Here is a 17,326-nt window from a genome sequence, read left to right on the forward strand (position 1 = left end):
AAGTGACGTAGGACACGACGAAGTAAAGCAGTCGTCAATTCTTTACTGGGAGCATGTCTCCAATCACGGGGGAGCCCCGAACCACACGGGGGAGGAAAGGTGGTTCGTTCATGCCGTTGAATCGCGCGGTCATTGGCCGCAGTACCAAATCAGATGCCGTTCTGGTGGTGACCGAGGGCACGCTGCACGATGCGGCGGCTCAGTTCGAGGAGCCGCTCGCGGTGTACCAGGACCCGGAGGCGGCCCGTTCGCTCGGGCACCCCGCGCCCATCGCACCGCCCGCGTTCGCCTCGCGGCTGTGGTTCCGCATGGTGTGGGCCTGGCCGATGTACGAACCCGACCTCGGGCGCAAACCCGGCGCGAACCTGCTGCTGGCCGACCTGCACACGGTCTCGTTCCGCCCGATCCGCCTCGGCGACAGGCTCACGCTGACCTCGACCGTCGCGGACATCACCGAGATCAGCAGGCAGCGCGACATCATCCACATCCAGAACGAGATCGCCACCGAGGACGGCGAACCGGTGTGCAGCACGGGCTACAAGTTCGTCATCTCCCATGCGGACACCTTCGATCCGGCCACCGGGACCGAGAAGGGTGGTCCGGCATGACCACGAAGGTGCGCTACGAGGACATCAGTGTCGGACAGGCGCTGCCGGACAAGGAGGTCGCCGTCGACCGCCTCGCGCTGCTGCTGTTCGGCGGTCAGACCATGCGCCTGGACTTCGCCGCGACCCACTGGAGCGAGCGCATCTCGCGATCCGTGGGACTCCCCGACGTGATCATGCACGGGCCCTTCACCCTCGGCAAGGTACTGGAGATCGTCAACGGGTGGACCGGCGACCCGGGCGCCCTGGTGGAGCACCGTATCCGCCTGGTCCGGCCGGTCCCGGTCCCGGACGACGGGACGGGAGCGGTCTTCCGGCTGTCCGGAACCGTCGAGGAGAAGCTCTCCGACAACCGGGTGCGCGTCGGGGTGACCGCCGCCTCCCCGGAAGGCCAGGTGCTCGCCACCGTGCAGGCCACCGTTCAACTCGCCTGAGAACCCGGGCAGGCGCCGCCGGGCGGCCAGGTGATCGCCGGCCGCCCGCCCGCCCCTGAGCCCTCCGGCCGGGCGTGCACCGCTGCGGCACCCCTTTGCGCACACCGCCGTGCGCTTGTGGCCCCGGACGTCCTGTGACACCACACCCACCAGGTTCTTGTACCGACCAGGTCGGGCGACCGGAGTGCGGTCGGTCCCATCGGCGTGACCACCGCCCCTTCAACGGCCGAGTGGAGCGCGTGCTGTTCACCGCCTGGCACGCGCCGCTCCGCGGCGCGCTCGAACGCTGACCGCGTCGAGCACGGCTCCCACACCCGACTTTCCGAGGCGAGCCCGACCGGCTGCCGAACGCCCTTGAACCAGGAGTATTCGAGTGCGCACCCTGCTTGTCGACAACCATGACTCGTACAGCTTCAATCTCTTCCAACTGATCGCCCAGGTCACCGGCGTCGACCCGGTGGTGGTCGTCAACGACGACCCCGCCCTGGCCACGATGCCGCTGGAGGGGTTCGACAACATCGTCGTCTCGCCGGGCCCCGGCCGACCGCAGAACGGCCGCGATCTCGGGTACGTCGGTGACCTTCTGCTGCGCACCGACCTGCCGGTGCTGGGGGTGTGCCTGGGCCACCAGGCCATCGCGCACCTGGCCGGCGGTTCCGTCACGCCGGCCCCGCAACCGCGGCACGGCCATCTGACCACGGTCAAACACGCGGACGACGAGCTGTTCGCGGGGATTCCCACCGAGTTCACCGCGGTGCGCTACCACTCGCTGTGCGTCCAGGAGCCGCTGCCCGACACCCTGATCGCCACCGCCCGTTCCGAGGACGGCGTGATCATGGCCCTGCGCCACCGCGACCTGCCGCGCTGGGGCGTGCAGTTCCATCCGGAGTCGATCGCCTCGGAGTTCGGACGCGAACTCATCGCCAACTTCACCGAGTTGACCCGCCGGGCCGCAGCCGCGCCCGTCCAGGCCGAGGAACAGCCGTCGGCCGCACCGGCCCGGGCCGACGCAAAGGTTCCGGCCACCGGTTCCACCCCGGCCGGCCGGCTGCGGGTACTGAGCACCGATCTGCCCGAAGCGGTCGACACCGAGGCGGTGTTCCTGGAGCTGTTCGCCGACAGCCCGGACAGCTTCTGGCTCGACAGCAGCCGGGTGGAGGCGGGACTGTCGCGCTTCTCGTTCCTGGGTGACGCCGGCGGGCCGCTCAGCGAGGTGCTCACGTACCGGACCGGGGCCGCGGCGGTCAAGGCACGCGACGCCTCCGGCATCCGCGTGCTCAGCGGCAGCGTGTTCGATGTGCTTCAGACACGGCTGCGCGAGCGCGCGGTCGATCCCGGCTCGCTCCCGTTCGACCTGACCGGCGGCTACGTGGGCTACTTCGGCTACGAGCTGAAGGCCGAGTGCGGCGGGAGCGCCCGGCACACCGCCGACACCCCGGACGCGGCCTGGATGCTCGCCGATCGGCTGGTCGCGGTGGACCACCTGGAGAACCGCACCTACGTGCTGGCCCTCTACGACGAGCGGACCGAGGACGAGGCCCGCGCCTGGGTCGAACGCACCGCGGCCCGCCTGGTGCAGCTGCGTCCGGCACCGGTGCCGGAACAGGCCGACGCGGGACCGGCGCCCGACCCGGCCGACCATCTGGTGCGCGGGCAGGCCGGCTACGAGGACGACATCCGCGCGGCGCAGCGCCAGCTGGTCCGCGGCGAGAGCTACGAGATCTGCCTGACCAACAAGCTGCACCTGCCCTTCGACGACGACGACACGGAGTTCTACCGTCGTCTGCGGCGGCTGAACCCGGCGCCGTACTCCGCGTTCCTCCGCATCGACGGAGTGACGGTGTTCTGCTCCTCACCGGAGCGCTTCCTGCGGATCGAGCGGGACGGGCGGGTGGAGAGCAAGCCGATCAAGGGCACCGCCCCGCGCGACGCCGACCCGCAGCGGGACGCCGCACTCGCCGCCGAGCTCCGGGCCAGCGCCAAGACGCAGGCGGAGAACCTGATGATCGTCGACCTGCTGCGCAACGACCTCGGCCAGGTGTGCGACATCGGCAGTGTGCACGTCGACCCCTACATGGCCGTGGAGAGCTACCAGACGGTGCATCAGCTGGTCTCCACCGTCAAGGGGCGGCTGCGTCCCTCCGTCGGCGCGGTCGAGTGCGTGCGACGCTGCTTCCCCGGCGGGTCCATGACCGGTGCGCCCAAACTGCGCACCATGGAGATCATCGACCGCCTCGAGACCGAGGCCCGCGGCGTCTACTCCGGCACCCTCGGCTACTTCGGCCTGTCCGGCGGGACCGATCTCAACATCGTGATCCGCACCGCCGTCCGCAACGGCGACGTTCTGAGCATCGGCGCCGGAGGTGCCATCGTGCTCGACTCCGATCCGCACGACGAGTACCAGGAGATGATCCTCAAGGCCGACGCTCCGTTGCGCGCCTACCGCGCACCGTTGCCGGCTCAGGCGGGCACCGCGGCCCGATGAACACCTCCCCCCCGGCACCGGCCGGCCGCTACGTCTGGGATCCGGCCGCCGGCCCGCACGGCGCCCTGCTGCCCGAGCGGACCGCGGGACCGGCGCCGACCGCGGCCCCCTTGCTCGTCGCCGACTCATGGCTGGTCGAGGACGGCAGGGTACGGGCGCTGGCGGTCCACGCGCGGAGGTTCAGGGACACCTGCGGCCGTCTGCTCGGCATACCGTCCGGCCAGGTCACCGGTTTCCTGCGGGCGGCCGTGGACCTGCTGCCGGCCCGGGGCCGCTGGTTCCCGCGGGTCGAGGCCCGGTCGGATGCGTACGGCCGGCGCCTGATCCTGTGGCTGCGCCCGGCCCCGCCGCGCGGCGGGCCGGTGACGCTCTGGAACCCAGGCATGGCGGACCCCCGTGAGCTGCCGTGGGCCAAAGGACCGGACCTCGATCTGCTGGGGCGGCTGCGCGAGGCGGCCCGCGCGGCCGGCGCGGACGAGCCGCTCCTGCTGTCCGCGTCCGGACACGTCCGCGAGGGCGGCACCACCAGCCTCGTCTGGTGGCGCGGTACGACCCTGTGCGCCCCGCCACCCGGGCCGGAACTGCTGCCCGGAGTGACGCGCGCGCTCCTGACCGCCGAAGTGGCCGAAGCCGGCCACCAGGTGGTCCACGAGACGGCCACCGCGGCCGACCTGGCCGGCCTGCCCGTGTGGGCGGTCAACGCCCTGCACGGCATCCGGCCGGTCGGCGGCTGGCTGAACCAGGCCGACGAGTTCCCACCACCCCCGGACTCGTCGGCCGAAGTACGGCGCTGGCAGGCGCGCCTCGATCGGCTCGCCCTGCCCGCCCACCCCGGCCTGGTGCCCGACGCCGCTGATCCGGCGCCGGGCACCGGGGGGACCCTCCTTTTCGCCGACCCGCAGCAGCGAGGCTGACATCGCATGTCCACCAACACCCCTACGCAACGACCGAGCTACGAGCGCGACCTGCTGGCCCAGCTCACCCTGCGCTGGGGCCGACGCGTCGCGGTGAAGAAGGACGAGCTCGACCTCGACGGGCACTTCGACCCGGACCTGCCGGACTTCCCCGAGCATCTCGTGCCGGTGCTCTCGCTCCAGGGCGTCGAGCCGCTCGACCGGCAGGCCCGCCAACGCGTCCTCGCGGCCGCGTGGATCGCCTACAACGCCAAGACCGCGGCGATCGAGAACGAGATCATCCTGCCGGCCTGCCGGCTGATGCTGGAGGAGCGCATACCGGTACGTCGCGACGACGTGTCGTACACCGCCCTGCACCAGACCATCATCGACGAGCACTTCCACATCCTGATGTGCCAGAACGCGGTCGGTGTCGCCAAGCGCCGGCGTGGGCTCGACGACCTGGCCTTCGACCCGCGTGGCTGGGCGGTGGTACAGGGCCTCGACCGGGCCCGCGAGGGCTTGTCGGGCTTCGAGCGCGACCTGGTCGAGATCGCCTTCTCCCTGGCGGCGGAGACCACCATCAGCGGCTTTCTGTCGAGCCTGGCCACCGCGGAGGACATCCAGCCGATGAACCGGATCACGGTGGACATGCACCGGCGCGACGAGAGCGGACACGCCGTCGTCTTCCGCGAGCTCGCCGGATCGCTCTATCGCTCGCTGGACGGCACCGAGCGCGCGCTGTTCCGCGAGGCGCTGATCAGCGGGCTGACCGCGTTCCGGGCCGCGGACCTCGACCCGTGGGTGGAGGTGGCCGCGGTCGCCGGCCTGCGGATCGAGTCCGGGCAGCTGGCCGAGTGGGCCTCGGGCCGCCCGACGCCACGGCGCGACACCGGCCCGCTGCAGCTCCTGCTCGACGACCTCGGCATCGACCAGTCACTCGTCGACGCGGCGCCGCAGAGCGGCTGAGCCCGGGCCGCGCGCCGCGGCGTTCGATCCGTCACCACGGGAATCGAGGAGAAGATGTTCACCCTGACCGACGAGCTCCAGGACATCGCCCGTACCGCACGGGACTTCGCCGAGGAGCACCTGGCGCCGTGCGCGGTGGAGTGGGACGAGACCCACCACTTTCCCGTGGACACCTTGCGCAAGGCCGCCCAACTCGGCATGGGCGGCATCACCGTGCGGGAGGAGGCGGGCGGTTCCGGTCTGTCCCGGCTGGCCGGAACCCTCGTCTTCGAGGCGCTGTCCACGGGCTGCCCGGCCGTGGCGGCGTACCTGTCCATCCACAACATGGTCGCCACGATGATCGACACCTTCGGCGACGACCGGCAGCGCGGCCGCTTCCTGCCCCCTCTGTGTTCGATGCAGTTCCTGGCCAGCTACTGCCTGACCGAGCCGGGCTGCGGCTCGGACGCCGCGGCCCTGCGCACCACCGCGGTGCGCGACGGTGACGCGTACGTGCTCAACGGCGTCAAGCAGTTCATCTCCGGCGCCGGGGCCTCGGACGTCTACCTCGTGATGGCACGCACCGGCGGCCCCGGCCCTGGCGGCATCTCCGCGTTGCTGGTCGAGGACGGCACACCGGGTCTGTCCTTCGGTCCCGAAGAGCGCAAGATGGGGTGGCACGCACAGCCCACCCGCCAGGTCGTGCTGCGGGACGTGCGGGTGCCGGCCGCCAACCTGCTCGGCGGCGAGGGCCGCGGCTTCCGCATCGCGATGGCGGGCCTGAACAGCGGGCGCCTCAACATCGGTGCCTGCTCGCTCGGCGGCGGTGCGGCCGCGCTGGAGCGCACCGTCGCCTACCTGCGCGAACGGGAGGCCTTCGGCAGGCCCCTGATCGAATCGCAGGCCCTGCAGTTCCGGCTGGCCGATCTGGCCACCGAACTCGAGGCCGCCCGTGCCCTGCTGTGGCGTGCCGCGGCCGCGCTGGACGCCGACGACACGAACGCGGTCACGCTCTGCGCGATGGCCAAGCGGGTGGCGACCGACGCGGGCTTCGCGGCTGCCGACGGCGCGCTCCAGATGCACGGCGGCTACGGCTACCTGACCGAGTACGGCATCGAGAAGATCGTCCGTGACCTGAGGGTGCATCAGATCCTCGAGGGCAGCAACGAGATCATGCGCCTGATCGTGGCGCGCTCCCTGGTGGCGAACTGAAGTCCCCTCTGCTGCGCTTGCGGTGCCGGGGGATGCCGTACCTCCGGGACGCGTCGTCGGCGATGCCGGTCGACGATGCCGGAGTTGCGGCGCGGACCGGGTCCCTTCAGGCTGTATCTGTCGAGCGACCTTGATGACGCGAAGAGGTGATCGGGGTGCGGGGGGTGTCCGCTGACCGTCCGGTCCGCCGTGGCCCGAGTGGGCGACGTGGACGACCACCGTCGCCGCAGCCCACCACCAGCGACAGGAGCCGCAAGACATGGGTGGAAGGCAGAAGACGCTCGCCGTACTGACCGGAACCGCGCTGGCAGCCGGACTCGCCGGCCCCGCTCTCGGGTCCGGCGCCGCTCACTCGCCGGCCCCGGCCACCGCGGCCACCGGGCCGGGGACATTGGTCGTGGAATGGAACCGCGAGCTCATCACCATCCTCGGTGATCCGAAGGCGCAGCCGGCCGGCGTCCACCCCACGCGCAGCTTCGCGCTCCTCCAAGCAGCCGAGTACGACGCCGTGGTGTCGATCACCCGGGCCGGCCCCGCCTACAAGTTCTCGGTGTCGGCGCCGCGAGGCGCTCGTGCGGACGCCGCAGCGGACCAGGCGGCCCACGATGTGCTGGCCGCCCTGTACCCGGGCGAGCGTGCAGGGGTGGACCAACGGTTGAGCAGCCGGTTGTCCGTGATTCCGGGCGGCCCGGACAAGGCGGCGGGGATGGCTGTGGGAGCCGCGGTGGCCCGCCGGCTGATCAGCCTGCGATCCGACGACGGGTCCGCAGCGAAGGCTCCGCCGTTCCGCCCGGGCGACAGGCCCGGCGACTACCGGCCCACCCCTCCCGACTTCCCGGCACCGGTGTTCACCGACTGGGGATCGGTCAAGCCGTTCGTACTGGCCCGCGGACGCCAGTTCCGTCCGGCAGCGCCGCCGGCCGTGAGCAGCGCCGCGTACGCCACCGCCCTGAACGAGGTCAGGAACCTGGGGAGCAGGACCAGTACCACCCGCACCCCCGATCAGACCGCTGCCGCGAAGTTCTGGGCGGCGGCGCCCGTCTGGAACGTCTGGAACCAGATCGCGCAGAACCTGGTCACTTCCCGGAACACGACCCTGGAGCAGGCGGTGAAGATCTTCGCCCGGCTCGACCTGTCCCTTGCCGACACCGCGATCGCGCTCTACGACGCCAAGTACGGCTACCGCGTATGGCGGCCCGTGACCGCCATACGGCTCGGCCCAACGCGCTACACCCCGCGCATCGTCGGCGATCCTCACTGGACCCCCCTGCTGGCGACCGCCCCGGATCCGTCCTATCCCAGCGCGCACGCCGCCTTCAGCCAGGCGGCGGCAACGACGCTCACCGATTTCTACGGTGCGCGGCACCACCTCTCGGTGACGTCGAAGGGCATGACGCGAACGTTCGCCGGCTTCCAGGACGCCGCCGTCGAAGCGTGGCTCAGCCGCATCTGGTCCGGCCAGCACACGTCTTTCGACAACCGGGCGGGCCGGGACCTCGGCACGCAGGTGGCCGGCACCGTGGCAGGTCACCTCTAGTGCTGTGACCGGAAAGGTCTGCCGGAAAGCGCAGACGCTCGGCTCAGTCCAGCGGACCGAGCACACGCTCGTTGGCCTGCGCGTCCCACTCCGGCGGTGCGACCGGGCGCGCATCGTGGCAGGTGAACCCCAGGCGGGTCAGTGCCCGGCGCATCTCGCCCGACGTGAAGTCGCGGCGGTTCTGCCTGGTGATCACTTCCCCGACCTGCATCACGGGGTAGACACGGCGGCCGATGGTCACGCACACGCCGATGGCGGGTTCGGGTGTGATGCCGCTCATCGACTGCTCGACCTCGCTCTTGGCCAGGTCGAAGGGGAAACGGGCGATGACACAGCGCATGGATGCCTCCTCGGAGCGGTTCAGGGGGTGCGGACGAGGACGCCCAGGGCGTAGCCGTGTTCGTCGATCACGGGGGACACGTCCAGGGTCCGGTCCCGCATCGCGTCCTCCGCCTCGCCGAGTGCGGCGACGGACGAGGTGAACGGTCCGCGGTCGAGCGGGATGTCCCGCAGCCGGGTCCGGTCGCTGTACCACGAGCCGCCGCGGTGTGCGGCGAGCTGGGCCCGGGTGACCAGTCCCGCGCACCGCCCGTCCTCGTCCTGGAGGAGCAGGTGCGGAACACGAGCACCGATGAGCACGGACAGGGCCACGTCGACCGTCATGTGGTCGTCGACCTGTGGCCCGGGAGCGTGCATGGCGTCGCGGGCGGTCAGACCGGTGTCGTCGGCGCCGTCGGCCTGCGGTGCTCGGGACGGACACTGCGTCAAGGGCTTCTCCTCTTCGTCGGGGCGGGCGGGACGGGCGACGGATCTGGCTGACTGCTGGGAGCGCATCCCCGTACGGGGGCTACGGGGTGTTCCTCGGGGCGGAGCGACGGGTTCGGGCGGCGGGCCGGCCGCTCCCGCCGCGCCCGGCGGCTGCGCCCCTGCGATTCCGGCCGGCGGATTGCTTGTCCTCGCGTCGTCCGTCGACCGGCGCGGCGAGGGTGACGGGCACGCCGGAGGGGGTCCGGGCGCCGGTGATGTGCTGCAGTTCGGCCTCGCCGGGACGGATCCGCGCGGTGCTCGGAGCGATGCCGGCGTCGGCCATCAGGCGCTCCACCGCGCGGCGCTGGTGCGGCAGGACGAGGGTGACGACGGTGCCTGACTCGCCGGCGCGCGCCGTACGGCCGCCGCGGTGCAGGTAGTCCTTGTGGTCGCCGGGAGGGTCCACGTTCACGACGAGGTCGAGGCCCGAGACGTGGATGCCGCGGGCGGCGACGTTGGTGGCCACCAGGGCCGTGACCTGGCCGTCCTTGAACTGGGCGAGCGTCCGGTTGCGCTGCTGCTGCGACTTGCCGCCGTGCAGGGCCGAGGCGCGCACCCCGACGGACAGCAGGTGCTGGGCGAGCCGGTCCACCGCGTGCTTGGTGTCCAGGAACATGAGCACGCGTCCGTCGCGGGCGGCGATCTCGGTCGCGGCGGTGTCCTTGTCGGCATCACGCACGTGCAGCAGATGGTGCTCCATGGTGGTGACGGCTCCCGCGGACGGGTCGACCGAGTGCACCACGGGGTCATGGAGGTAACGGCGCACCAGGAGGTCGATGTTGCGGTCCAGGGTGGCCGAGAACAGCAGTCGCTGGCCGCGGGCGGGCACTTGGTCGAGCAGTGCGGTCACCTGCGGCATGAAGCCCATGTCGGCCATCTGGTCGGCCTCGTCCAGGACGGTGACGGCGACCCGGTCCAGCCGGCAGGTTCCCCGCTCGATGAGGTCCTTGAGGCGGCCGGGCGTGGCGACGACGACTTCGGCTCCGCCGCGCAGGGCGCTCGCCTGCCGGCCGATCGACATGCCGCCCACCACGGTGGCGAGCCGCAGCCGCAGGGCGCGGGCGTACGGGGTCAGCGCGTCGGTGACCTGCTGGGCCAGTTCCCGGGTGGGGACGAGGACGAGCGCGAGGGGATGCTTGGGCTGGGCCCGCTGTCCGTCCAGGCGGGCCAGCAGAGGCAGGCCGAAGGCGAGCGTCTTGCCCGAACCCGTACGACCCCGGCCCAGCACGTCCCGGCCCGCCAGCGCGTTCGGCAGGGTGGCCGCCTGGATCGGGAAGGGAACGGTCACGCCCTCGACGCGAAGCGCGGCCAGCAGCCGTTCGGGCATGTCCAGGTCGGCGAACGTCTCGACCGCGGGCAGCGGTTCGGTGACGGTGACCGGCAGGGCGAACTCCTGTCGGGGTGCGGCGGAGCGTGCTCGCCGGCCGTACTGGTGCCGGGGGCCCGGACCAGAACTTCGACGGGCCGGTTTCTGCGTCCGGGAGCGGCTGGAAGCACTGGAGCTACTGGAACGAGCGGAACGGGCGCGGTCCACGATGGAGCCTTCCTCGATGCGGCACGTATCGAGGAATTCCTTGAGGGGGAATCACAGGAATGAGCCGAGTGAAATCCGCAGACCTCGGGTTGACGTTCCTTACGTTCCTCGCGGCCTTGCAGGAGTAGAAAAAATGGGCTGGGGCCCGCACCCCAAGAGCGCGGGCCCCAGCCACATGATGCGCGAACCAGTGGCTCGCGACGGTTCGCGTCAGCGTCAGGCGGGAACGATGTTCTCGGCCTGCGGGCCCTTCTGGCCCTGCGTGACGTCGAAGGTAACCTTCTGGCCTTCCTGAAGCTCGCGGAAGCCGTTGGTGGCGATGTTCGAGTAGTGGGCGAACACGTCAGCGCCGCCACCGTCCTGCTCGATGAAGCCGAAGCCCTTTTCCGCGTTGAACCACTTCACGGTGCCAGATGCCATATTGAATCTCCCTTGAGGGGCAGTGCCGGACTCCGCACTTTACGGAGCCGAGTCGCCGCGATGATCACCCCTCCGGAAGGATCCGGAAAGCTTGCAAAGAATAAAATCTCTGGCAACCAAAACTGCAACTGCTATCACGCTAACACAGGACGGGTGACGGCGGCCATGTGATTTCCGGGCCGTCCGGAAAGTGTCATCCCATTGGGGGGTACATTTCTGTATCGGCGAGGCTAGGTATCCGCACCGCGCTCATCCAGCTTCCGGCGCATTTCCCGGTTCAGCCGGAGGGCGTCGTCGAGCTGGTCCTCCAGGGTGATGATGCGGCATGCGGCCTCGACGGGGGTGCCCTGGTCGACCAGCTCGCGGGCGCGGGCGGCGACGCGCAACTGGCGGCGGGAGTACCGGCGGTGGCCGCCCTCCGAACGCAGCGGAGTGATCAGTCCGGATTCGCCGACGGCCCGGAGGAAGGCGGGGGTGGTACCGAGAACATCGGCGGCCCGCCCCATGGTGTAGGCGGGATAGTCGTCGTCGTCGAGGTTGCCGCCGACAGGGGCGTTCTCAGCGGGCATGGCACCTTCGTTCCGGGGGCGCGGCGAGGGATCCGGGCGTCCGTGGCACCCGTGCTGCGAAGGATTCGGCGCCATCCGCCTTCGGCGCCATCTGCCTCGTGCCACAACCCTAACTCCGGCGGGTGCGGAGATGTGGTCCCGCCGTGACAGATGTGCCTCCGGGCACGGCCCGACGAGCCGCCGTACGTCGTGGCCGGCCGCCGACGCGCCGGCGATCCTGCCCCAGGGCAGACCGCAGAGAAGTGGCGGGAGTTCCGCCCGGAGATCGGAGGTGCGCGGCCACCAGGCCCCGTCGACACGGCGTGGCGCGGGCTCTCGGGCGCGAGGCGGGGACGGGTGAGGGGGCGGGCCGGCGGCGGGTGGCCGTAGCCGCTCGCTCAGCTCATGAGGCGTCCTGTGGAGTGGTTCGGCGTGGGACGTCGTCCTAGGCCGGACGGTGCGCCTCGGCGGCGAGGACTGCGCTCGCGGCGGGACGGAGGGCGGGGACGGCGGCTGCGACGTCCGGGTGGCCCCGGTCGCCCTCGGGACCGGGCCGGCGGAGTCCGCGGACGGGTGCCGCCCCGGGCCCTGCTCCGCGGGTGTCGGCCGTTCGTCCCTCCCAGGCGTCCTGTGCGTTCGCGTAGGCGGGGAAGCGGTCGAGCAGGCCGGTGTGGCGGAAGACCAGGGCGGTCGTGCGGTTGTCGTAGACGATGCGCATCCAGCCGCCCCGGGCGCGGCAGTCCGACCAGGCCTCGCACAGGGGCCTGAGGATGCTGCAGTCGGTGAAGGTCACCTCGCTCAGGTCCACGATCAGGAGGAGCCGTCCGGGCCGGGCCGCGCGGGCCTCGGCCAGGGTGCGGACCAGGGGCGCCAGGGTCTGCGCGTCCAGTTCGCCGCGTACGCGGACGATGCGGCACGCCTCGAAGAGCGTGGGCGGTTCGTGCCGAGTGGTCAACGGCTCGCGCCGGTACGGCGGTTGTGGCCGGTCGGTCGTCCCTGTCGTGGGCTCCCGCGGGGTCCCGTGCCTCATTCCGCATCCCCGGTCGTGTCCACCGGTCGCCCCTTGTCGGCGAGCGCCGGCATCCGTGCGGCGGTCAGCGGGTTCTCGGGGTCGGCGGCGGCGGCCAGCAGCCGGGCCGCTGTTCCGGCCGGCGCCCCGGGCGGGACGACCAGAAGCACCCAGTGTCCCGCGGTGCCGCAGTCCAGGGTGATGACGTGCGCCCCGCTACCGGGTTGGGCCGGTTCCACGGCGATCACCCGGCCGGGCGCCATGACCGTGTGCGGGGCGTCGGGCCATTCGGCGGGGTCCACGGTGACTCGTATCGTGGCGGCCGTGCCGGCCTCCAACGAGCTGACGAGCGACGGAAGTTCGAGTTCCAGCGCGTCGCAGCGAGGCCACCAGGCTCCGTCCAGCGGACCGTGGCTGACGTCCGGGGTCAGGGTCAGGCGGGGCAGGGGCATACGGTATGTGTGTGCGTCGGCACCGGATGCGCTTCCGGCCTGCGTTCTGCTGGGTTCCATCGTGCGGTCCCGTCCCGGGAGTCGTGGGACGACTGCCCGTTTGGTCGCTCGCCGGGAACGGCACCGCCGGTCGCGCTGCGCGAAAAGCCCTCGGTACGGTCAGGCTACTCCTGGTCGACGGGGGGCGGCCTGGATCAGTCGTCCGGCTACGCCTTCTGTGCTTTGTCGTGGGCCCCCTGCGTTTCCCGTTCCTGGTGTTCCCCTTGTTACACCTGTTCCTCCTGTTCGTTGAACAGCTCGGCGCGGCGCACCGGCCCGCCGGCCCCGGGGTGATTCGCGGCTGAACGGATCCAGGGGTCATACCTCGTCGGCGTGTGACCGGTCCTGATCTGTCGATTCGCTGGTCGCGAGCCAGGACCGTGCGGGTTCCGCGGCGCTCGCGGTGTCTAGGGTGAGATGGAGCCGGGTCCCTCCTTCACGACCGGCGGGGTAGCTGCGCTGCTCGGTCGAGGCGAAACAGCGCCGGAGCACTTCGGCGACGCGACGGGCGACCTCCGGCGTCGCGGCGACGACGCGGACCTCGGCGCGGTCCTTGGAGGGCAAGGGCTCGTGCTCCATACGGACCTCCTGGCGGCGACGGGTACGAACCACGAAACCGGCCCCCCGACACACCGGGTGAGGTGCGGGGGCTGCGGCGCGTTTCCGCGGCGGCCCCCTTCTGAAGGGTATGCCGGGTGAGGGCGGCCGTGCGTGTCATGGCCTACCGGCGGTCCGGCAGGCCGCCCGAGCCTGGTGGCCGTGCGAACCGACCCGGGCCGGAAGGCGGCGCCGGATCCCGGAGCGGCGGTGCCGGATCCCGGAAGGCGGCACCGGATCCCGTAGGCCGTTGCCGTTGCCGGCCGCCGCGGTCGTCGGCGACTGCCGGGCCGCCGAGGTGGGGCCCGCCGGGAGTACGGTGGAGTTACCGAGGGCACGCCGCGCACCGCCTCAGGCACCGGTGCCGTTCTCGGGGATCGACGACACCGGGGCGGCCTTGCCCGTGCCCGGGGCAGGGTTGGTCATGACCACGCAGGTGTTCCTCCCGACGACCTTGGCCCTCCCCGCGCTCCGGCCCGCACGGGGCGGCCCGCGTACCCGCGTACCGGCCCCGCCGAAAGGGGAGCGCACGTCCTCGCCCCGGGTCGCAGAACGCGTCCGCCCGCTGACGCGTGGTCAGGTCGCGGACCGTCTGCAGGAGCTGGGCGACTTGTACGCGATGACCTCCGGTGGCGACCCATGGGCGTGGAACGAGGCGCGTGCCGCCTTCCTGCGCCATCTCGCGGCCGACGCACGACGACCGGGGTTCTCGCTGCTGATCGCGGAGACCACCACCCTGACCGGATACGCCTACGGCTTCCCCACGGGCGCAGGTCCGTGGTGGGCGGGGTTCGACGGACGCGTTCGGGGGCTGCTCCGCCGCGCCGGCTCCGGGCGGATCTTCGTCGTGTCCGGAATCGTCGTTCCGCCTCGCGCGCGCCGGGAGCACCGGGACCACGTCTGGAACCTCGCCCGGCGCCTGCAGCGGCGGTTGCTCGCCGACCACGGCGCTGCGCTCGGCGTCACGCTGGTGGACGTCCGGGACGACAGGACCCTTGAGACGCTGCGCTCCTGGGGCTGGCGGTACGCCGGAGACGGCACCCTCCCGGCCGTAGCGCCCGGTGCGTTCCGCATTCTGGTGCTGGCTCCGGGGACGTGAGCAACCCCGTCAGGGACCGCACTTCGGCTCGGGTCAGGGGCACGGCGAGAACAGGACGGCACAGCCGGCCGAGCCCGCTGTTCGACGGTGGCGCGGGCGGTAACGCAACGCACCGCGACGGCGCGAATCGTGGGATGCATGTCGTTGACGCCATACCGTCGAAACCAGCAGGCTCGGGACGTGCAACGACGACGCATCGTCTTCGTGATCTTCGACGGCTTCCAGGCTCTGGACCTGGCCGGCCCGCACGAGGTGTTCCATCATGCCGGGACGCTCGCAGGAGGGTACGACTGCCAGGTCCTGGCGCCCACCGCCGGTCCGGTCCGGTCGAGCAGCGGCCTGCCCGTGCACGCCGGACATGGCGTGGCCGACCTGGACCCGCGCGGAGTCGACACCTTGGTGGCGGTGGGCGGCAACGGCGTCGACCACGCGGCAGGGGACGGGACGCTGACCGGGTGGATCGCCGCGGCCGGGGAAACCGCCCGCCGCGTCACCTCGGTGTGCAGCGGGGTGTTCCTACTGGCAGCCGCCGGGCTCGTCGAAGGCCGCCGGGTGACCACCCACTGGTCCCGGGCCGAGCAGCTCGCCCAGCACCATCCCGAACTGCGGGTGGACTGCGACCCGATCTTTCTCAGGGACGGGCGGGTGTGGACCTCAGCCGGTGTGACCGCCGGCATGGACCTCGCACTCGCTCTGGTGGAAGACGACCTCGGCCGGGGCATCGCCCATGCCGTCGCTCAGGAGCTGGTGCTCTTCCTGCGTCGGCCCGGCAACCAGTCGCAGTTCAGCGTGCCGCTGTGGTCGCGCCAGCCGTCCACCGATCCGGTCCGGGCAGCGGTGTCGGCGATTCACGCGGATCCCCGGGCCCGGCACGGGATCGCCGAGCTGGCCGCTCACGCGGGCCTGAGTCCCCGTCACCTCCAGCGCCGGTTCACCGCCGAACTGGGCACGCCTCCGGCGGCGTACGTGGAGAGGGTGCGCGTGGAGGTGGCACGCAGGGCCCTGGTCGAAGGCGACGACCCCGTCGAGGCCATTGCCCACCGCTGCGGCTTCGGTACCGCGGAGACGCTGCGGCGCTCCTTCCACAGGCACGTCGGCGTCGCGCCGTCCGCGTACCGGGCCAGATTCCGATCCGACAGGGAGTACGCATGACCGCCTATGGGCTGCTGCTGTTCGAGGGAGCCGAGGAACTGGACTTCGTCGGGCCCTGGGAGGTGTTCACTTCCTCGGCGATGATCCGCGAGCAGCAGGACACCACCGTGCTGATCGCCGAACGGCCAGGCCCCGTCCGCTGCAACAAGGGCATGCGGGTACTGCCCGACCACACCTTCGACGATCACCCGCCGCTCGACGTGCTGCTCGTGCCCGGCGGGAACGGCACCCGGACCGAGGTGTCCAACCCCGTACTCGTCGAGTGGATCCGCACAACCTCCGCCCAGGCCACCTGGACCACCGGTGTGTGCACCGGAGCCCTGCTGCTGCACGAGGCCGGCCCCGCCCGCGGCCGCCGCGTGGCCACGCACCACGCCTTCGAAGACACGCTCCAGGCACGCGAGGACATCACCGTGGTCCGTGACGCGCGCTATGTGGTCGACGGCCACCTGGTCACCAGCCAGGGAGTGTCCGCCGGAATCGACATGTGCCTCTGGCTGATCGGCCGGCTGCACGGCCGTGATCACGCCCGTGCCGTGCGCCGTTACATCCAGTACGAGCCCGCCCCTCCCTACCTCGCCGACGAGCCTCAGCCCGCTGCGGAAGGAGGCGGCACATGGCCGACGTCGTAGACCTGATCTGCTACCCCGTCAAGGGCTGCAGGGGTACGTCCGTGCGCGATGCGTTTCTCACGCCGGCGGGCCTCGCGCACGACCGCAGCTTCATGGTCGTCAGCGAGGACGGGGTCTACCGCACCCAGCGCCACCACCCCCGGCTCGCCCTGATCCAGCCGACCGTCAGCCATGACGGCAGCCGGCTCACGCTCGACTCGGCCGACACGGCGAGCGGTTGCGGCAGGGTGCACCTCGACGTCACCACCTTGGCGCCGCGCCGCGACGTCGACCTGTTCGGCGCCACCTTCCAGGGAATCGATCAGGGTGACGAAGCCGCCGCCTGGCTCTCGGAGTTCCTCGGCACCGCCAGCCGCCTGGTACGCGTGCCGCCGGGCCACGACCGAATCGCCGACGGCTGGATCCCCGGCACCTCCGGCTACGCCGACAGCAGCGCCGTACACCTGCTGTCCCGGTCCTCCCTCACCCTTCTCAACCGGCGGATGGCCACCGAGTACGGCGCCCCGCCCCTGCCCATGGACCGCTTCCGCCCGAACATCGTCGTCGACAGCGGCCGAGGCAGGGACGGGGACAGGGACGGCGGTGACTGGGCGGACGTGGCGCACGCCGAGGACCGCGTACGCCGCGTCTGCATCGGCGCAGCCGAACTGGGCTATGCCAAGCTCGCGGTGCGTTGCGCGGTCACGCTGGTCGACCAGGAAGCCGGGGCCCGTCACGGGCCAGAACCGCTGCGTACGCTCGCACGCTACCGCCGTTCGCCAAGCGGAGGCGTGGTGTTCGGCGCGAAGTTCTCCGTGGTGCGGCCGGGGAAGCTGTCCGTCGGCGATGAGGTGGTCGTGCAGGAGTGGGGGGAGGCCGAGTCGTAAGCCCCGACGTACGGACGCGCGCGGGACACGGACAAGGCGCCCACGCCGGCCGGACCG

At 71.6% G+C, this 17,326-nt stretch carries 19 protein-coding genes and 1 pseudogene; 11 read left to right on the top strand and 9 right to left on the bottom strand.

Annotated features, from left to right (window positions below; translation table 11 throughout):
* The first annotated feature begins 110 nt into the window (after positions 1-110).
* The 7 genes from ABZ919_RS11085 to ABZ919_RS11115 all read left to right on the top strand — a co-directional run bounded on the left by ABZ919_RS11085 (position 111) and on the right by ABZ919_RS11115 (position 8,114).
* Complete coding sequence (locus tag ABZ919_RS11085; protein WP_361245499.1) at positions 111-608, top strand: MaoC family dehydratase N-terminal domain-containing protein; 498 nt, start codon at positions 111-113, stop codon at positions 606-608.
* Positions 605-1,039 (top strand): MaoC/PaaZ C-terminal domain-containing protein, encoded by a 435-nt coding sequence (locus ABZ919_RS11090; RefSeq protein ID WP_361245502.1) that lies wholly within the window; start codon positions 605-607, stop codon positions 1,037-1,039. The genes ABZ919_RS11085 and ABZ919_RS11090 overlap by 4 nt, the downstream gene beginning before the upstream one ends.
* Before the next feature lie 373 nt (positions 1,040-1,412).
* The gene (gene pabB / locus ABZ919_RS11095; RefSeq protein WP_361245505.1) at positions 1,413-3,524 is read left to right on the top strand and encodes an aminodeoxychorismate synthase component I; all 2,112 of its coding nucleotides are present in this window, start codon (positions 1,413-1,415) and stop codon (positions 3,522-3,524) included.
* Positions 3,521-4,438, top strand: coding sequence for an aminotransferase class IV (locus tag ABZ919_RS11100; protein WP_361245507.1), 918 nt, complete (start codon positions 3,521-3,523; stop codon positions 4,436-4,438). The genes pabB and ABZ919_RS11100 overlap by 4 nt, the downstream gene beginning before the upstream one ends.
* A 6-nt stretch (positions 4,439-4,444) precedes the next feature.
* On the top strand, positions 4,445-5,386 hold the full coding sequence (locus ABZ919_RS11105; RefSeq protein WP_361245510.1) for a diiron oxygenase: 942 nt from the start codon (positions 4,445-4,447) through the stop codon (positions 5,384-5,386).
* 54 nt (positions 5,387-5,440) lie between these two features.
* On the top strand, positions 5,441-6,577 hold the full coding sequence (locus ABZ919_RS11110; protein WP_361245513.1) for an acyl-CoA dehydrogenase family protein: 1,137 nt from the start codon (positions 5,441-5,443) through the stop codon (positions 6,575-6,577).
* A gap of 259 nt (positions 6,578-6,836) precedes the next feature.
* The gene (locus tag ABZ919_RS11115; protein ID WP_361245515.1) at positions 6,837-8,114 is read left to right on the top strand and encodes a vanadium-dependent haloperoxidase; all 1,278 of its coding nucleotides are present in this window, start codon (positions 6,837-6,839) and stop codon (positions 8,112-8,114) included.
* Between the two features lie 43 nt (positions 8,115-8,157).
* On the opposite strand, the gene ABZ919_RS11120 is transcribed toward ABZ919_RS11115, so the two are convergent.
* The 9 genes and pseudogenes from ABZ919_RS11120 to ABZ919_RS11160 form a co-directional block, all read right to left on the bottom strand.
* Positions 8,158-8,454 (bottom strand): SCO5918 family protein, encoded by a 297-nt coding sequence (locus ABZ919_RS11120; protein ID WP_361245518.1) that lies wholly within the window; start codon positions 8,452-8,454, stop codon positions 8,158-8,160.
* Between the two features lie 20 nt (positions 8,455-8,474).
* Positions 8,475-8,810: a CBS domain-containing protein gene (locus ABZ919_RS11125; RefSeq protein ID WP_361245764.1), complete on the bottom strand. Its 336-nt coding sequence runs from the start codon at positions 8,808-8,810 to the stop codon at positions 8,475-8,477.
* 151 nt (positions 8,811-8,961) lie between these two features.
* The gene (locus ABZ919_RS11130) at positions 8,962-10,455 is read right to left on the bottom strand and encodes a DEAD/DEAH box helicase (RefSeq protein WP_361245521.1); all 1,494 of its coding nucleotides are present in this window, start codon (positions 10,453-10,455) and stop codon (positions 8,962-8,964) included.
* A 216-nt stretch (positions 10,456-10,671) separates the two neighbouring features.
* A complete protein-coding gene (locus tag ABZ919_RS11135; protein ID WP_361245524.1) occupies positions 10,672-10,875 on the bottom strand; it encodes a cold-shock protein in 204 nt (67 codons plus the stop codon).
* A gap of 230 nt (positions 10,876-11,105) precedes the next feature.
* Positions 11,106-11,444: a MerR family transcriptional regulator gene (locus ABZ919_RS11140; protein WP_361245527.1), complete on the bottom strand. Its 339-nt coding sequence runs from the start codon at positions 11,442-11,444 to the stop codon at positions 11,106-11,108.
* A gap of 210 nt (positions 11,445-11,654) precedes the next feature.
* Positions 11,655-11,825 (bottom strand): annotated as a pseudogene (locus tag ABZ919_RS11145) (DUF5994 family protein); the annotation flags it as partial.
* A gap of 43 nt (positions 11,826-11,868) precedes the next feature.
* Positions 11,869-12,378, bottom strand: a complete 510-nt coding sequence (locus ABZ919_RS11150) for an STAS domain-containing protein (RefSeq protein ID WP_361245530.1) — start codon at positions 12,376-12,378, stop codon at positions 11,869-11,871.
* Between the two features lie 71 nt (positions 12,379-12,449).
* Positions 12,450-12,884 carry a DUF5994 family protein gene (locus ABZ919_RS11155; protein ID WP_361245533.1) on the bottom strand — a complete coding sequence of 145 codons (435 nt, stop codon included), beginning with the start codon at positions 12,882-12,884 and terminating at the stop codon, positions 12,450-12,452.
* Between the two features lie 357 nt (positions 12,885-13,241).
* Positions 13,242-13,502 carry a hypothetical protein gene (locus tag ABZ919_RS11160; protein WP_361245536.1) on the bottom strand — a complete coding sequence of 87 codons (261 nt, stop codon included), beginning with the start codon at positions 13,500-13,502 and terminating at the stop codon, positions 13,242-13,244.
* A 442-nt stretch (positions 13,503-13,944) separates the two neighbouring features.
* Between ABZ919_RS11160 and ABZ919_RS11165 the strand changes: the two genes are divergently transcribed.
* The 4 genes from ABZ919_RS11165 (at position 13,945) to ABZ919_RS11180 (ending at position 17,269) form a co-directional block, all read left to right on the top strand.
* Positions 13,945-14,619: a hypothetical protein gene (locus tag ABZ919_RS11165; RefSeq protein ID WP_361245539.1), complete on the top strand. Its 675-nt coding sequence runs from the start codon at positions 13,945-13,947 to the stop codon at positions 14,617-14,619.
* A 180-nt stretch (positions 14,620-14,799) separates the two neighbouring features.
* Positions 14,800-15,771 (top strand): GlxA family transcriptional regulator, encoded by a 972-nt coding sequence (locus ABZ919_RS11170; protein WP_361245542.1) that lies wholly within the window; start codon positions 14,800-14,802, stop codon positions 15,769-15,771.
* Positions 15,768-16,403 carry a DJ-1/PfpI family protein gene (locus tag ABZ919_RS11175; RefSeq protein ID WP_361245545.1) on the top strand — a complete coding sequence of 212 codons (636 nt, stop codon included), beginning with the start codon at positions 15,768-15,770 and terminating at the stop codon, positions 16,401-16,403. The genes ABZ919_RS11170 and ABZ919_RS11175 overlap by 4 nt, the downstream gene beginning before the upstream one ends.
* The gene (locus ABZ919_RS11180) at positions 16,388-17,269 is read left to right on the top strand and encodes an MOSC N-terminal beta barrel domain-containing protein (RefSeq protein WP_361245548.1); all 882 of its coding nucleotides are present in this window, start codon (positions 16,388-16,390) and stop codon (positions 17,267-17,269) included. The genes ABZ919_RS11175 and ABZ919_RS11180 overlap by 16 nt, the downstream gene beginning before the upstream one ends.
* The last annotated feature ends 57 nt before the right edge of the window (positions 17,270-17,326 follow it).

Origin of the sequence: Streptomyces sp. NPDC046759, assembly GCF_040645475.1 — a bacterium.
GTDB lineage: Bacteria > Actinomycetota > Actinomycetes > Streptomycetales > Streptomycetaceae > Streptomyces.

Coding starts and splice junctions, on each gene's coding strand:
- ABZ919_RS11085 (WP_361245499.1), top strand. CDS start 111: ATGCCGTTGAATCGCGCGGTCATTGGCCGCAGTACCAAATCAGATGCC.
- ABZ919_RS11090 (WP_361245502.1), top strand. CDS start 605: ATGACCACGAAGGTGCGCTACGAGGACATCAGTGTCGGACAGGCGCTG.
- ABZ919_RS11100 (WP_361245507.1), top strand. CDS start 3,521: ATGAACACCTCCCCCCCGGCACCGGCCGGCCGCTACGTCTGGGATCCG.
- ABZ919_RS11105 (WP_361245510.1), top strand. CDS start 4,445: ATGTCCACCAACACCCCTACGCAACGACCGAGCTACGAGCGCGACCTG.
- ABZ919_RS11110 (WP_361245513.1), top strand. CDS start 5,441: ATGTTCACCCTGACCGACGAGCTCCAGGACATCGCCCGTACCGCACGG.
- ABZ919_RS11115 (WP_361245515.1), top strand. CDS start 6,837: ATGGGTGGAAGGCAGAAGACGCTCGCCGTACTGACCGGAACCGCGCTG.
- ABZ919_RS11120 (WP_361245518.1), bottom strand. CDS start 8,454: ATGCGCTGTGTCATCGCCCGTTTCCCCTTCGACCTGGCCAAGAGCGAG.
- ABZ919_RS11125 (WP_361245764.1), bottom strand. CDS start 8,810: ATGCACGCTCCCGGGCCACAGGTCGACGACCACATGACGGTCGACGTG.
- ABZ919_RS11135 (WP_361245524.1), bottom strand. CDS start 10,875: ATGGCATCTGGCACCGTGAAGTGGTTCAACGCGGAAAAGGGCTTCGGC.
- ABZ919_RS11140 (WP_361245527.1), bottom strand. CDS start 11,444: ATGCCCGCTGAGAACGCCCCTGTCGGCGGCAACCTCGACGACGACGAC.
- ABZ919_RS11155 (WP_361245533.1), bottom strand. CDS start 12,884: ATGCCCCTGCCCCGCCTGACCCTGACCCCGGACGTCAGCCACGGTCCG.
- ABZ919_RS11160 (WP_361245536.1), bottom strand. CDS start 13,502: ATGGAGCACGAGCCCTTGCCCTCCAAGGACCGCGCCGAGGTCCGCGTC.
- ABZ919_RS11165 (WP_361245539.1), top strand. CDS start 13,945: ATGACCACGCAGGTGTTCCTCCCGACGACCTTGGCCCTCCCCGCGCTC.
- ABZ919_RS11175 (WP_361245545.1), top strand. CDS start 15,768: ATGACCGCCTATGGGCTGCTGCTGTTCGAGGGAGCCGAGGAACTGGAC.
- ABZ919_RS11180 (WP_361245548.1), top strand. CDS start 16,388: ATGGCCGACGTCGTAGACCTGATCTGCTACCCCGTCAAGGGCTGCAGG.